This window comes from Nitrospirota bacterium, assembly GCA_030645475.1.
Classification (GTDB): domain Bacteria; phylum Nitrospirota; class Nitrospiria; order Nitrospirales; family Nitrospiraceae; genus Palsa-1315.
Genome location: JAUSMA010000071.1, coordinates 155061 through 169040, shown reverse-complemented (window position 1 = coordinate 169040; position 13980 = coordinate 155061). Strand labels below are relative to the sequence as shown.

The 13980-nt window shown below is 57.6% G+C and carries 13 protein-coding genes; 8 read left to right on the top strand and 5 right to left on the bottom strand.

Going from position 1 to position 13980, the window contains the following annotated elements; genetic code table 11:
- Nucleotides 1–52: 52 nt before the first annotated feature.
- Nucleotides 53–577: a PilZ domain-containing protein gene (locus Q7U76_18575; GenBank protein ID MDO8358389.1), complete on the bottom strand. Its 525-nt coding sequence runs from the start codon at nt 575–577 to the stop codon at nt 53–55.
- A gap of 355 nt (nt 578–932) precedes the next feature.
- On the opposite strand from Q7U76_18575, the gene Q7U76_18570 reads away from it, so the two are divergent.
- Entirely contained in the window at nt 933–1688 is a 756-nt protein-coding gene (locus tag Q7U76_18570) for an arylamine N-acetyltransferase (GenBank protein ID MDO8358388.1), read from the top strand.
- A 15-nt stretch (nt 1689–1703) separates the two neighbouring features.
- Here the strand turns inward: Q7U76_18570 and Q7U76_18565 are convergent, their stop codons facing one another.
- Genes Q7U76_18565 through Q7U76_18555 form a run of 3 tightly spaced genes read right to left on the bottom strand, consistent with a single transcriptional unit; the run spans nt 1704 to nt 4400 of the window.
- On the bottom strand, nt 1704–2042 hold the full coding sequence (locus Q7U76_18565) for a DUF3147 domain-containing protein (protein ID MDO8358387.1): 339 nt from the start codon (nt 2040–2042) through the stop codon (nt 1704–1706).
- A 31-nt stretch (nt 2043–2073) separates the two neighbouring features.
- Complete coding sequence (locus Q7U76_18560; protein ID MDO8358386.1) at nt 2074–2790, bottom strand: CPBP family intramembrane metalloprotease; 717 nt, start codon at nt 2788–2790, stop codon at nt 2074–2076.
- Between the two features lie 8 nt (nt 2791–2798).
- Nucleotides 2799–4400 (bottom strand): TolC family protein, encoded by a 1602-nt coding sequence (locus Q7U76_18555; protein ID MDO8358385.1) that lies wholly within the window; start codon nt 4398–4400, stop codon nt 2799–2801.
- A 14-nt stretch (nt 4401–4414) separates the two neighbouring features.
- On the opposite strand from Q7U76_18555, the gene Q7U76_18550 reads away from it, so the two are divergent.
- On the top strand, nt 4415–4867 hold the full coding sequence (locus Q7U76_18550; protein MDO8358384.1) for a hypothetical protein: 453 nt from the start codon (nt 4415–4417) through the stop codon (nt 4865–4867).
- Nucleotides 4868–4963: 96 nt separating this feature from the next.
- On the opposite strand, the gene Q7U76_18545 is transcribed toward Q7U76_18550, so the two are convergent.
- Nucleotides 4964–6520 (bottom strand): M20/M25/M40 family metallo-hydrolase, encoded by a 1557-nt coding sequence (locus Q7U76_18545; GenBank protein ID MDO8358383.1) that lies wholly within the window; start codon nt 6518–6520, stop codon nt 4964–4966.
- A gap of 107 nt (nt 6521–6627) precedes the next feature.
- On the opposite strand from Q7U76_18545, the gene Q7U76_18540 reads away from it, so the two are divergent.
- The 6 genes from Q7U76_18540 to uvrB all read left to right on the top strand — a co-directional run bounded on the left by Q7U76_18540 (nt 6628) and on the right by uvrB (nt 13939).
- On the top strand, nt 6628–8685 hold the full coding sequence (locus Q7U76_18540) for a thioredoxin domain-containing protein (GenBank protein ID MDO8358382.1): 2058 nt from the start codon (nt 6628–6630) through the stop codon (nt 8683–8685).
- 10 nt (nt 8686–8695) lie between these two features.
- A complete protein-coding gene (locus Q7U76_18535) occupies nt 8696–8947 on the top strand; it encodes a hypothetical protein (protein MDO8358381.1) in 252 nt (83 codons plus the stop codon).
- Nucleotides 8948–8990: 43 nt separating this feature from the next.
- A complete protein-coding gene (locus tag Q7U76_18530) occupies nt 8991–9770 on the top strand; it encodes a hypothetical protein (GenBank protein ID MDO8358380.1) in 780 nt (259 codons plus the stop codon).
- Nucleotides 9771–10037: 267 nt separating this feature from the next.
- Nucleotides 10038–10328: an RNA-binding protein gene (locus Q7U76_18525; GenBank protein ID MDO8358379.1), complete on the top strand. Its 291-nt coding sequence runs from the start codon at nt 10038–10040 to the stop codon at nt 10326–10328.
- Between the two features lie 150 nt (nt 10329–10478).
- Complete coding sequence (locus tag Q7U76_18520; GenBank protein MDO8358378.1) at nt 10479–11819, top strand: DEAD/DEAH box helicase; 1341 nt, start codon at nt 10479–10481, stop codon at nt 11817–11819.
- 116 nt (nt 11820–11935) lie between these two features.
- The gene (gene uvrB / locus Q7U76_18515; GenBank protein MDO8358377.1) at nt 11936–13939 is read left to right on the top strand and encodes an excinuclease ABC subunit UvrB; all 2004 of its coding nucleotides are present in this window, start codon (nt 11936–11938) and stop codon (nt 13937–13939) included.
- The last annotated feature ends 41 nt before the right edge of the window (nt 13940–13980 follow it).

The window sequence follows — 13980 nt, the reverse complement described above, 5'->3', positions numbered from 1 at the left end:
TTGATCGTGCGCTCATCTCACGAGTCGTTCTCTTCATGCCTGTCCGGTGCACTTAGTTGTACGAGAACGGAGAGAGTTCGTATGACGCCACGGCTCTGCACGTCGGAAGCTGATTCTGCAGATAGTCGCTCAGCCTCGCGGCTGCGTCCGGGCTTAGGGTGGTGAGCTCGATGCCAAATTCGTATCCGTTGGTCCACCGGACGGTGGCCGCGTCAATATCCAGCGGGAGCGATTGATCAGGGAGATAGACGTGCATGGAGAGCGTGGCTCCGCGCATGACCGGACGTTCACCGACCACTCGCCAGCCATGCTGTGAGAGATCAATCAAGGTTCCGCTGGTGAGCCCTTCCGTGGTGAGATAGTTCATCTGACAAGACACATGATGCCGATGATTGTGCCTGGGGGCATGCCACCTTCCGGCTGCAGGCCGACTTGCCTCATCGGCCTGTCTGGACGGAGCGCGCTGCGGGGATGGATTGTTGCGGGACTGGAGCAAGAGCTGCCAGCCCTGTGATGCTCCGGCGGCTGTCAACGATGCGGTTCCAACGATCAGGGCAAATTCAATAAGACTAATCATGGCTGACCTTTCTGTTGCTCTGTCCCAACGATTGTCAACTTCCGTGGGGTCGCGCTGCGTATAGAGGTAAGCCTACCCCTGGTCGTGTGAGTTCGATAGGCCCTCGAAGTGAGTACCTCGAAAGGAGGGGCTGGAGAGAATCGAGCTTCTGAGAGCGGAGATGCGCAAGGTCGCCTTGACTGATGGAACCACTACGGCAGGGGGGAGGGAAGAGATTTCAGGGTTGAGCCGATCCGGACGGCTCTTGACTCGCACCCCGGACTGGCTAGACTGGAAAACCTCGGCAGGCGTTGGACCCACAGTCGAGGCATGCGTATAATCGCGACGAGTCCTCCTCTCCTGATGCGGGTTCCCGATGAATCTTTCAGCCTATCTCGATCGGATTAACTATCAAGGCGATCGACTGCCTACGGGCGAAACGCTTCGACAGCTGCATCTCGCACATGTGCTGGCGGTGCCGTTCGAGAATCTGGATAACTTTCTCGGGCGCGCGGTCTCGCTTGAGCCTGCCGATCTGTTTGCGAAAATTGTGGTGGCCCGGCGAGGCGGTTATTGCTTCGAGTTGAACGGTCTGTTCAGTCTGCTTCTGGAGACACTGGGATTTTCCGTGATACGAGTGATGGTACGGGTGCGGTATGGCTCAAAGCCACCATATGCTCGAAGTCATCAAGTGCTTCTCGTCAGCATGCAAGGCGAGTCCTGGTTGGTCGATGTAGGCTTCGGCGGGAATGGATTACTTGAGCCGTTTCCGTTGGTGGCTGGGTATGTCGCACGGCAATTGGGAGAGCAGTTTCGTCTTCTGTCGGCGGAACAGGATGCGTATCTATTGCAATGTCTGGTGCATGATGAGTGGGAGAGTCTCTATTCTTTTTCGCCGGAGCCTTGTCGGCCTGTCGATTACTGCTATGCCAACTATTTCCATTCCCATTCGCCGGACTCCCTGTTTATGCAACGGAGGATTTGTACCATGCCGACGTTGGAGGGGCGCAAGACGTTGGTGGATCGAGCGTTGAGCATGAGGCGGAACGGAAAGAACGAAAAGTCAGTGGTCGGCAGTGACGCCGCGTATGCGCATATGCTTCAGGAACATTTTGGTATTGTGCTGCCGTAGCGCATCGCCGGGGTGTTATCGGACAAACAACCGCACCAGTCCCACGCAGCTCATATAGAGTGTGAGTGAGCCGACCATCGCAGGCCAAAAGCCGAATCGTGGGACACCGACAATCATGGAGACGACATAGACCGTCCAGGGTGGGACGAACCACAGCAGATTCTTCGCGTAGCTGACGATGGCGTCATTGCCGCCGTTTAGGTAAATCAAGATAAATGTCGCACCGGTAATGGCCGGAAAGGTACTGGCAAAGGCGGCCAGAAACGAACGGCCTTGAGACCCCAGGTAGGTCGAGATGCTGACGATGGTGCCGCCGAGAAGAAAATAGAGTGCGTATTTCCCGAGTTCGTTCATGTCGTGATTCCTTCGTGATTTCCCATTATTCCTATGACATCAGCGCGAATCTTGCCGCGCTATACATCACGATGACTTCAATCGCATGCGCAACGATAGTGATGTAGAGATTGCCTGTGCGTGCCCGGATGATTCCCCAGATGAGACCGTCCCATAGAGCAATCCAATGGAGGTGTTGGAAAGTATTTACCATGAAGGGGTCGAAAGCAAATATCAGGGTGCTGGTGAAAATGGCAAGGGGCGAGAGGCGGGAAGCAAGATCGGATCCCCAAAGCCGCGACTCAAGAGCAGCCAGTCGCCCCAGCATAAAACCTCGAAAGTTCAGTTCCACGAAGAGCGCGATGCCGCAGATGAACCAGGGGACCATTACGAGGAGAGGGAGTTGGGCATGCGGCGTGACAGTGAGGAAACTGATGTCATAGCCCAGATGCGGATAGACGGAGAGAATCACGAAGGTATTCAGGCCACCGAGCAGCAGACCTGTCACGAGTCCCCAGCGCAGGCCATCTCTTATCTTCTTTTTCTCCAGCCCCAGTCGGGAGACAATGTTGCGGTTACTCGAGGCCCAGAGGCCAAGAGTAAGATAAGCGATTAGTTGCGGCGCGAATTGGGCAAGTGGTTGTTTCTGAAGCGAGGTGGGGAGGGTGTAGAAAGCGAGGGTCGTTGCGATGGGAAGCAGCGCGAGGGCCGCTCCCCGTTCGTCGGCCTGAGCCGGAGTCGCATGAAGACCGGGCTCAGGCGCCATCATGGAGGCCGTTAATTCAGTTGGAAATTATAGCGGTCGAGCGTGGAGGCTTTGTGCCGCGCGAGGTTGGAGAGAGACTTATTGTAGTCGACCGTGGCGCGTAACTCATTGCCCTGGGCCGTTGCAAGATCGCGTTGGAAGTCGAGGACGAAGCGAGTGGTGCTCAGCCCTACCTTCAGACGCTCCTGCTCCGCCTGCAACTGTTTCTCGGCCATGATTCTGGCCGATCTGGTGGTTTCGATCCGCTTGAAATCCGTCTGGACGCGTCGGACCGCTTCGCGCACACCCACGATGATCTGCTGCCGCACGCTGACAAGGGAGGCTTCGGCATTTTTCGCTTCGAGCTGCCGCTTGTTGTAGGTGCTCCAGGCTGAGCGGTTGCCGAGGGGATAGCTGAGGACGAGGCCCGCACCATAGTTGTAGTAGTCGCCGCTCAGGTTCTTGTTCACCGAATCGCCGTAGTCTTTTCCCAGCCCTGCCATCCCCATGGTGCCTTGGAACGAGAGGGTCGGGAGAATCTGGTTTTTGGCAAATTTGGTGTTGAGATCGCTCGTCTCCATATTCTTTTTTGCCTGGACGATTTCAGGCCGCTGCTCGATCGCCGTGTCGATGGCTTCCTGCAGGCTGATCGGTTCGAGCGTCACGGTCGGTTGGTCGAGTGGGGTCAGGCGCAAGTCTTGACGCAAATCCTCTTCCGCCGGGTTGAGTAATCGGCGCAGTTGATCTTCCTGGTCTCGAATCGTTTTATCCGCAACCAGCACTTGCTCGACCCGCGATGCGACGGCCGCTTCGGCTTGCAGGACATCGACGATCGACATGATGCCGGCCTTCGCCTTCGCCCGGTTGCTGGCCAGGAGTTCCTGTGCCGCTTTCAAGGCGGCCTCAGCGACTTTTAGATTCTCGTTGGCAAAGACGACTTCCCAATAGGTTTGCTCCACGGTGGCCAGGACAGTGAGGACGCGGTCGCGAAAGATATGTTCCTCGACGATGGCATTGTTCTGCGCCACGCGAATAAAGGTCTTGGTGACGTCGAGGCCGGCGTTGCGGAGCAAGGGCTGTGTGAGCGTCAGTGCGAGACCGCCGGTATAGGCGGGGTTGAAGAGGAACCCGGTGGCCACATTCTGATTGACGATGGTTCGAGACGGGCTATAGTTCAGGTCGACGTTGCCGCCGGTGAGCAAGTTCGTCGTGGCATCGAGTGTGACGGATTGGTTCCGTTGGTCGAAGGTCGTAATGTCGTTCAACGCCCCGCCGGTTCCACCGAACACCGGTCGGTTGAGCGGGTTCACCGTTCGATTGTACTGACCGTTCACGCTCAGCGTCGGATCGAACTTGGCTTGCTCGACCGTAATGTCAGTCTGCCGGCTCTCCTTCGTCTGGCGGCTGATATTGATGTCCAAGTTATGTTTCAGTGCTTGAAGCGCCGCGTCGGCAAGGGAGATGGTCTCCCGACGTTCAGTCGGTGGAGTCTTTCCGACTTCCAGCCCCCAACTGAGGCTGGGAGCCAGAAGCAGGCCGATGCCGACGGCATAGCCGCATGTGCGCCACCATCTCTGTATCCTGGTACTCTGCTCCATAACGCCCCCTTTGATCGACAAAGAATATTGGCCCATACTATAATGATTCCATGCAAAGCTGTCATCGACTAAGTGTAATCAACAGTCAGGGCCATCGGGGTAAGATGCGTCCTCTGGTGATTGTTGCGCTGGCCTTGTTTCTGTTCTCGCTCCCATCGCTGGACGCGATTCTGTGGGCCCAATCCGTTTCCAGTGTCCGCTCATTCGACGGAGGGGTCGCGCCTCTGTTCAATCTAACCGGTCCAGGCAATCTCTATCTCGACAATCAGGGCACTCAGGGATTTCTCTACAATCCCGGGAATAATTTTCAAACCTTCAGCTTTCGGAACCCCACGACCGGTCAGGCCTGGAGCGGGGCTGTGAGCACACTCGGGCCGCAACTCTCGATCGGGCTCATCCAAGGCGGGAACCAAAGCGGGGGCGCGCTCGTCCTCCCGGGTCCTCCCCGCCAAACCGCGCCACTGCCATTGATTCAGTCGACTATTCTCGACGACATCCCATAATCTCAGGTGCGGGGAGAGAGGCTAGAGGCGAGGGGCTGAACCTCTCTTCCAATCACACTTATTGCCCTGCCTCTCGCCCCAAGCCTCGTGCCTGTTCTATTCAGTATTTGCCAGTTGCCAGGTGAGGGCGAGGACATAGCGTGCCACGCTATGTAGAACCTCCGGATTGATTGTGTCGGCGCTATCGGTGGGCTGGTGGAAGTGTGGGTGACTTCCGCCGCTGACGACCGTGATGGTCGGGATTCCTGCCTCTTTGAACGGCACATGATCGCCGCCGGGGAAAAACCCATAGAGGTCCAGTTTGTCGGCTAGCCCTGCCGTCTGTCCCGCCTCTCCAGCGAGGCTCTTGTCCAATCCTGTTACGCCGACCGTCAGCCTTCCGTTTCCAATCCCCGCATGGTCGATGTTGATCATGGCTCTGGTTGAGCCGATGGGCACGACCGACCGTTGGAGAAAGAGCCGCGAGCCGATGAGCCCCTGCTCTTCTCCGCTAAACGAGACGAACAAGACCGTCCGCTTACTTCGTACTTTTGAGTTGGCCATGGCGCGGGCGACTTCCAACATCACGGCCGTGCCGGAGGCATTATCGTCGGCGCCGGGAAAGAGCAGGCCTGCCTGCCGTCCGAAATGGTCACGATGCGCACCGATCACGATGACCTCATGTATCTTTTCCGGATCGCTTCCAGGCAAGAGGGCGAGCACGTTCATGAGGACGCCTTCTTCCAGGCGAGTTTGCCAATCGAGAGAGGCGTAGCGGCCGGTGCTGATCGATTGCGCGGCAGGGGAACGATTCAACTGATCTTGCAAGACCTGCAGCCGGCTTGGTTGTGCCTGATCGGAAGCGGCGAGGATCTGCTCGGCTAGACCGGTATTGATCCAGGCCCCCGGGATGGTGTCCGATCGAGGGGAGAGTCCATAAAAGGCACCGGGTTTTCCCGTGACGCCGCGGCGTGACTCATAGGAGCTGAGCATCGGTCCAGTGGCCGTGAGATAGCCGATTGCGCCTTTCTGTCGTGCGAATCGCACCTTGTCTGCATGGCTGACGGTTCCCTTGTAATGGGTCGGCGTTCCGCGGAGGAAGAGGACTACGGCGTTGGTCGTATCGACTCCGGCGTAGTCGTCGATGCCTTGCGTCGCGTCGACGATTCCATAACCTGCAAACACGATCGGCCCGCGCACTTCGGCGGAGGGGGAATCGAGGATGGGGAGATAGTCTGTCCCGAGTTGCTGGATGAGCGAGTCACTGCCCGATGAAATTCGGAGGAAGGGCTCCGGTGCAATAGTTGACGCTGTGACCACTGCGGTCATCAATCCGCTGAGGACTCCAAGGTCCGGCCCGCTAGGGATGAATGGACCAACGCCGGCGTTCGCGGGTAAGAGACCTGACTCCTGAAACCTTTTCGTGATCCATGCCGCCGAGCTGGCGTCGTTCGTTGTGCCTGTTTGACGGCCGTTGAATGAAGGACTGCTGAGCATGGTGATGTCGGCGAGCATACGTTCGCTGGAGAGGCTGTCGAGTGCGCGAAGCCATGCAGGATGATGTTCCTCGGATTGCGCGATGCAGGGAGTACCGAAAGAGAACAGCAGGGGAATGATTCCCAGAAGTGCGATTGCAAGACGAGAGTGAGACGAGCTGCGCGTTGAGCCGTTCATAGGGTGAGCCTTTCGAGGTGCCGCAGGACTATACCATAGCCTGACAGGTGCGTTGCAGAGCGGCTTTGCGGCCATGTACTATGCCTGTCCACGAGGATAGACAATCGATGACAGACTTAGCGAGAGAAGACCGTGCCCCCAATCGGCTGATTGCCGAAGCCAGCCCCTATCTGCGGCAGCATGCGACGAATCCGGTGGACTGGTATCCCTGGGGCGAGGAAGCCTTGTCGCGGGCGAAGGCAGAGGACAAGCCGATTCTGTTGTCGATCGGGTATTCGGCCTGCCACTGGTGTCATGTCATGGCCCATGAATGCTTCGACAATGTCCAGATTGCCGAGCTTATGAACCAGCACTTTATCAACGTGAAGGTCGATCGCGAAGAGCGCCCGGACCTGGACGATATCTATCAAAAGTCCGCGCAAGTATTTTTGGGGCGGGGTGGTGGATGGCCGTTGACGATGTTTCTCACGCCCGATCAAGAACCGTTTTACGGGGGCACGTATTTCCCGCCGGCGCCCCGCTACAACCTGCCGGGATTTCCCGAGGTCATGAACGGGGTCGTCGAGGCCTACCGGAATCATCGCGACGATGTCCGCAAGAATGTGGACAAGGTAAAGGCCGGGTTGCTGCGGGTGGGTACGCCGAAGCCGTCGGGCGATCCTTTGACGGATCGATTGCTCGATGAGGCGGCGAAGAATTTAGGACAATTTTTCGATCCGGTCCATGGAGGATTCGGGGAGGGCCAGAAATTCCCAACGGTCCCCCCGCTCAACTTGTTGCTGCGTCAGACGGCCCGGACGAAAGACCCCTCCCATCAAGAGCAAGTGCTCTTGCAGCTAAGAACGATGGCCGCCGGAGGAATCTACGATCATCTCGGCGGCGGGTTCCATCGCTACTCCGTGGATGGCCAGTGGCTGATTCCTCATTTCGAGAAGATGCTCTACGACAACGCACAGTTGGTGCGGATCTATCTCGATGGATGGCGTCTGACCAAAGAGCCTCGGTTCCGTGAAGTCGTGGAAGAGACGCTGGAGTACGTGCGTCGTGAACTGACGCATCCGGACGGTGCGTTCTTTGCTGCGCAGGATGCCGACAGCGAGGGGCATGAAGGAATCTATTTTGTCTGGGAGCCGGGAGAGATTGCCTCGGTGCTGGGCGCTGAATTGGCTGAGCAGTTCTGCCGGCACTATGGCGTGACAGAGAGCGGCAATTTCGAAGGCAAGAACGTATTGAATCGGCTCGGTGACGTTCAGCTCACCTCCGAGGCACAGGAGGAGTTGGAGGCGTTGTTGCGGCCTGCCAGGGTGAAGTTGCTTGCCGCACGGGAGCAACGCGTGAAGCCGCAGCGGGATGACAACATTCTCACAAGTTGGAATGCGATGATGGTGTCCGCCTATCTCGATGCCTATCATGCGTTCGGGGCTCCTGCCTATCTGGCGGCAGCAGAACGGGCGCTCACCTTCCTGCTCGACTATGCGGTTGAAAACGGGCGAGTCTATCGGACGGTTACGGCAGGAAAGGGTCGCTTGAACGGCTATTTAGACGACGCGGCCTGTCTGGCTGCCGCCTTGCTGGATGCGTTTGAAGCGACGTCGCACCGGTGGTATCTGGATCAGGCCCGCGACGTGACAGACAGCCTCTTGGAACGATATTGGGATGAGGCGGCTGGTGGGTGTTTCTATACGAGCCGCGATCACGAAACCTTGCTCCATCGCATGAAGTCCGGGACCGATAGCGCGATCCCCTCCGGTAACGCCATCGTCGCCTCGGTCTTGTTGCGGCTCTTCTCTTTCACAGGAGAGCAGGGGTATCATGATCTGGCTGAACGCCAGTTCCAGGTGTTCCGGAGCGTCATGGAACATAATGCCTATGGCGCATCTGCGCTGCTCTGTTCGTTGGACTGGTATCTGACGACGCCGCAAGAAATTGTTGTGGTCGGCACACGCGGCGAGGCGATGACGGAGTCGTTGCTCGCAATGGTTCATCGACGCTACCTGCCGAATCGTGCGGTGCTCGCGGTCGAAGCCGCTCGTGCTGGAGAGTCCGACTTGCCGCTGGCTGCGGGGAAGACGAGTGTCGGCGGACAGCCGACAGCGTATGTCTGTCAGCGGCAGACCTGCTCGCCTCCGGTGACGGAAAGCCAGCAATTGGACCTGTTATTGTAGGGAGGGTACCGTGAGTGTAGGCGATTCGGGGAAAGGGCTCTACGATCATCTCTATCGTCGATTTTTTGACAATCGCGAGTCGCATAAGGGCTACGAGTTTCAGCATGCGCCCGGTGGAAGCGCGCAACTGCCGGTCGTGAAGTTTCGCGATCGTCTTCGCTGGTGGACCTGGGACCGGTGGCAACGAAGAAAAGCCATCTCGGCGGCGCGCGACCGGTTTCAGCAGGATATCCTCGATATTAAGAAACGGTTGCTGAAGTAGGAGGCAGATGGAGGGGGTCGAGGTGAGCGAACATGGGAGTTCGATGACACGTAACCCTGTCCGTATCGTGGCCGTATTCTTTGCCGTGGCTGTGATGGCCGGTGCGTGGGGCGTCTCTGTCGAGCGGTCCCATGCCATTCAGGCAGAAAGCCAGACGGAAAAAGAAGTCAACCTGAAAGGTCAGGCCAGAGAGGGCTTGTTTAATCGGTGGACGTTCGATCAGCAAAAGCTCGGCGAGGCGCCTCTCGGATTTGCGATGCTGGGGTTTGGCGAGGGGCCGGTTGCGGACTGGACGATCAAGTCAGACTCCGATGCCCCGTCGGCCTCTAACATCCTTGCCGTGAGCTCATCCTGTCAGGCCGTGACCTGCTATCGACTCATCGTCGCCAACGGGTTTCAATACGAATATCCGGATGTGTCGGTCAGGCTGCGATTTCCGCTCGATGCGGCGACGGGAGTGGGCGGAATCGTGTTTGGGGTTACGGATGCCACGCATTTCTATGCGGTGGTGGTCAATCTCGCGACGAAGACGCTGGACGTCAGTCGGATCGTCGATGGGCAGGAGACGAGGCTTGGACGGTCGGCGATCACGCCCAAAGTGGTTCCCTGGCACTCGTTGCGAATCCAGCGAAATACCATCATCAGTAAGGATTTCATCGAAGCATTTTTCGACGGACAGCTTGCCGTAACGGTTGAGGATCAGTCTCTGGCAATCGGTCAAGTCGGGCTCCTGGTGCGTGGACAAAGCGCATTAGATTTTGACAGCTTGCACGCCATCCCTCTGTTTTCTCAGCGCCCGCTGTCTTCCCCCGCGGCTTATTAAATCGGTGCACGGCATTGCGCAAGCTTGCGTCATCACTTGCATTTGAGGGGGCTGAGGAGTAAAGTGGCCCTTGTGTGTCATCGCGCAAGGCCTGGTGGTGATACCGCAGAGAGTGACAAGGCCTCAGACAGATGTTGTTTTGGTTTTGTGTAGGAATTTGAATCGGAAGCCAGCCTTTAGTCGCCATGCTGTTTGCGTCTTCGGCCCATTCCTTCCTCACTTTGATCTCAAGTCCAAGACAACACATATTCTCAAAGGAGGAGCCCAATGGGTTCTAAGATTTACGTCGGTGGTTTGCCGTATTCCACAACTGAACAACAGCTGAGCGATTTGTTTGCTGTTCATGGAGCGGTCGCTTCATCCAGAATCATCACAGATAAGTTCACCGGCCAGTCCCGCGGGTTCGGGTTCGTGGAAATGTCCTCGGATTCAGAAGCGCAGGCGGCAGTTGCCGCACTGAACGGCACGGAGTTGGGTGGTCGCACGTTGACCGTCAACGAAGCGCGCCCTCAGGAGCCGCGCACCGGTGGTGGTGGCCGAGGCGGCGACCGGTACTAATCCGTTACGAGTGTTTGACACGTCGGGGCTGCCTATCAGGCAGCCCCGCTTTTCCTTCCTTGAATTGCCCATCATCTCGATGCGTTTCTCGGCCCTCTGATCAGGCCGGACCGTGCAGTCCCAGGAAGTTTGCCCCGTACAAGGAGTTCTATGTCTACGTTTGCTGATATGAATCTACAGCCTTCCCTTGCCCAGCGCCTGTTACAGGCAGGCCTCTCGACACCGACACCGGTGCAGCAGGCTGCCATTCCCGTGGCGTTGGAGGGTCGGGACATTATGGCGCAAGCCAAAACCGGGAGCGGAAAAACGCTCGCGTTTTTGTTGCCGATTATCGAACAAGTCATGCGTCGTGAGGCCTCGGTGCCTGCGCCAGGCCCCTATGTCAAGTCTGCCGGCCCCAGCCATTCTTCAGGGCCTAAGTTTCTCGTGTTGGCGCCCACGCGGGAGCTGGCGCTGCAGATTGAAATGGAATTACGCAAGTATGCTCCAGCGTCCGTGACGTCGTTGTCGGTGTACGGTGGGACGCCGATCGAGCGTCAATACCGTGCCTTGCAACGACCGCCTTTGGTGGTGGTGGGGACGCCTGGCCGGCTGCTCGACTTGGCCGGATCAGGCCACTTGAAGCTGGGTGGTGTGACGTTTCTCGTGATGGATGAAGCCGATCAGATGTTGGATCGCGGGTTTCTGCGGGACATTCAACGGATCATTCGTCTCCTCCCCGCTGAGCGGCAGACGCTGTTGTTCTCCGCGACATTTTCAGGGGACATTCAGACGCTCGCGCAGAGCATGCAGCGCGATCCCGCGCGCATCTCTGTCGACCCTGGGATCAACAGCCCGACCACGATCGTGCATGCCTATTATGTCGTGCCAGGAGACCAGGTCCGCACACAGCTCGTCCATACCTTGCTCCAGACCATGAAGGGTGGAGAGCGGTCAATGGTGTTCTGTGATCAAAAGTATAAAGTGCGACGGTTGGCCGCCCATTTGGGTGGCGAGCCGGCTTCGGTCGGTTCGTTGACCGGCAATCATAGCCAAGCGCAGCGGGAACGGACGCTTGGCGCCTTTCGGGCCGGCAACATCCGTTCGCTTGTGGCGACCGATGTGGCAGCTAGAGGCCTGGATATTCAGGATGTCGTCCAGGTAATTCACTATGAATTGCCGACCAATCCGAACTCCTATGTCCATCGGACAGGGCGGACCGGTCGCGCAGAGAAGGAAGGGTCGACCTTCTTGATTCTCTCTCAGTCCGAAGAACGAGAGTATCTTCGCATGGTGAGGCAGTTGAAGATCGAGACGAAGAAACTCGCGCTTCCTGTGTTTGCTCCGCTTCCGGCTCCGGCCCCAATGCCGGCCAGCGACTATCAGGATCCTCGCGCGCGGCCCCGCCGAGGCGCGGAATCAACTGGTCGACGATCCCACGGGGGTGAGAACCGTGGCTCCGCTCATAGACCGGGAGCCCCGGTCGGCGCGACCAGGCATTCACGCTATTAAGTGGTACTGATGCCACCGGACCCGAAAGGGGCCGGTGGCGTTCCGTCGTTCTGTGATTGTCTGCCCTGTGCGCCACGCTGTTTTCGATGGTAAGATAACGGCCGAAAGGTCGTTCCATGCCGCCGTTTCAACTCGAAGCCCCATTCAAGCCCTGCGGAGATCAAGGTCAGGCCATCGACAAGTTGGTAGCCGGGATTACGGCTGGCCGGAAACATCAAACGTTGCTCGGTGTCACCGGGTCTGGCAAGACCTTCACCATGGCCAACGTGGTGGCGCAGGTGCAGAAGCCTACCTTAGTCCTCGTCCATAACAAGACGCTGGCCGGTCAACTCTATCAAGAGTTCAAGCAGTTTTTCCCCCACAACGCGGTGGAGTATTTCGTCAGCTACTACGATTACTACCAACCGGAAGCCTACATTCCCCAAAGCAACACGTACATCGCCAAGGATGCATCGGTTAACGACGCGATCGATCAGATGCGGCATGCGGCGACGTCCGCGCTGCTTCAACGCAATGACGTGCTGATCGTCTCGTCGGTCTCCTGTATTTACGGACTGGGGTCGCCGGAGGTCTATCACGAGATGGTGGTGTTCCTCGAAGAGGGGATGGAGGTCAGGCGGGAAAAGATTCTGGCGAAACTGGTCGAGATCCAGTATGCCCGTAACGATACGGATTTTCACCGCGGCACCTTCCGGGCGCGCGGCGATGTCATCGAGGTTTTTCCCGCTTCGAATGACGCGGTGTCTGTCCGCATCGAGTTATTTGGCGACGTGGTCGATGCCATTCACGAAATCGACCCCCTCACGGGGAAGTCGCTTGGGAAGCTGCCGAAGGTCGCGATTTATCCGAACACGCATTATCTCATTGCGCCGGACCGGTATGAGCGGGCGATTACCGGTATCGAAGAAGAGCTGGATGAACGCGTCGCCTATTTCAAAAAACAGAATCAGCTCGTGGAGGCTCAGCGGATTGCGCAGCGGACGAAGTTCGACCTGGAGATGATTCGGGCGATGGGCTATTGCCATGGTATTGAAAACTACTCGCGGCATCTGAGTGGTCGTGCAGCCGGTGAGCAGCCTCCCACGCTCATCGATTACTTCCCCAAAGACTTTTTGCTGATCGTGGACGAGTCCCATGCGACGATTCCCCAAGTGGGAGGGATGTACGAGGGCGACTACTCACGAAAACGCACCTTGGTCGAATATGGATTCCGGTTGCCGTCGGCGGTCGATAATCGCCCACTCAAGTTCGCCGAATTCGAGCGCTGTTTCACGCAGGTGGTCTGCGTTTCTGCGACCCCAGGCCCCTATGAGTTGGGGCATGCGGCGGGAGAGATCGTCGAGCAGATCATTCGCCCGACCGGTCTCATGGACCCGGTCATTGAGGTGCGACCGGCCAAAGGGCAAGTCGATCATCTCCTTGGCGAAGTGCGGGCTGAAGTGGCGCAGGGCGGGCGAGTGCTGATCACCACGTTGACCAAACGCATGGCGGAGGACTTGAGCGAGTACTATCACGATCTCGGCATCAAGGTCCGGTATCTGCACTCTGACATTAAGACGTTGGAGCGGGCTGAGATCTTACAGGACTTGCGGCGCGGCACGTTCGACGTACTGGTGGGAATCAATCTGTTGCGCGAAGGATTGGATCTCCCCGAGGTCACCCTGGTGGCGATCCTCGATGCAGATAAGGAGGGCTATCTGCGATCCTATCGGGCATTGATCCAGACGGCTGGGCGGGCAGCGAGGAACCTTCGTGGCCACGTGATCCTGTACGGTGATGTGGTGACAGCCTCTATGCAAATGGCGATCGATGAGACCGGGCGCCGGCGTGCGATTCAAGCTGCGTACAATGCCAAGCATGGCATTGTGCCGACGAGTATCAAGAAGGATGTCTTGTCTCTCGAATATGCTGTGGCTGAGCTGGATTATGTCCAGCTCGATTTGGTTGCCGAGACGCCGGCCAGCTATGGAATAGAGGAGTCTACTGCGCAGACCATCAAACGGCTGGAAGTGGACATGAAGGCCGCCGCTAAGGAGTTGGAGTTCGAGCGGGCCGCCGCTCTCCGCAATAAGATTCGCGCGTTGAAGTTGAGAGAGTTAGAATTTAAATCTGAGATCTAGTAGTTGGCTGAAAGATTGTTCCGGTAAGCAGCGGTTCAATA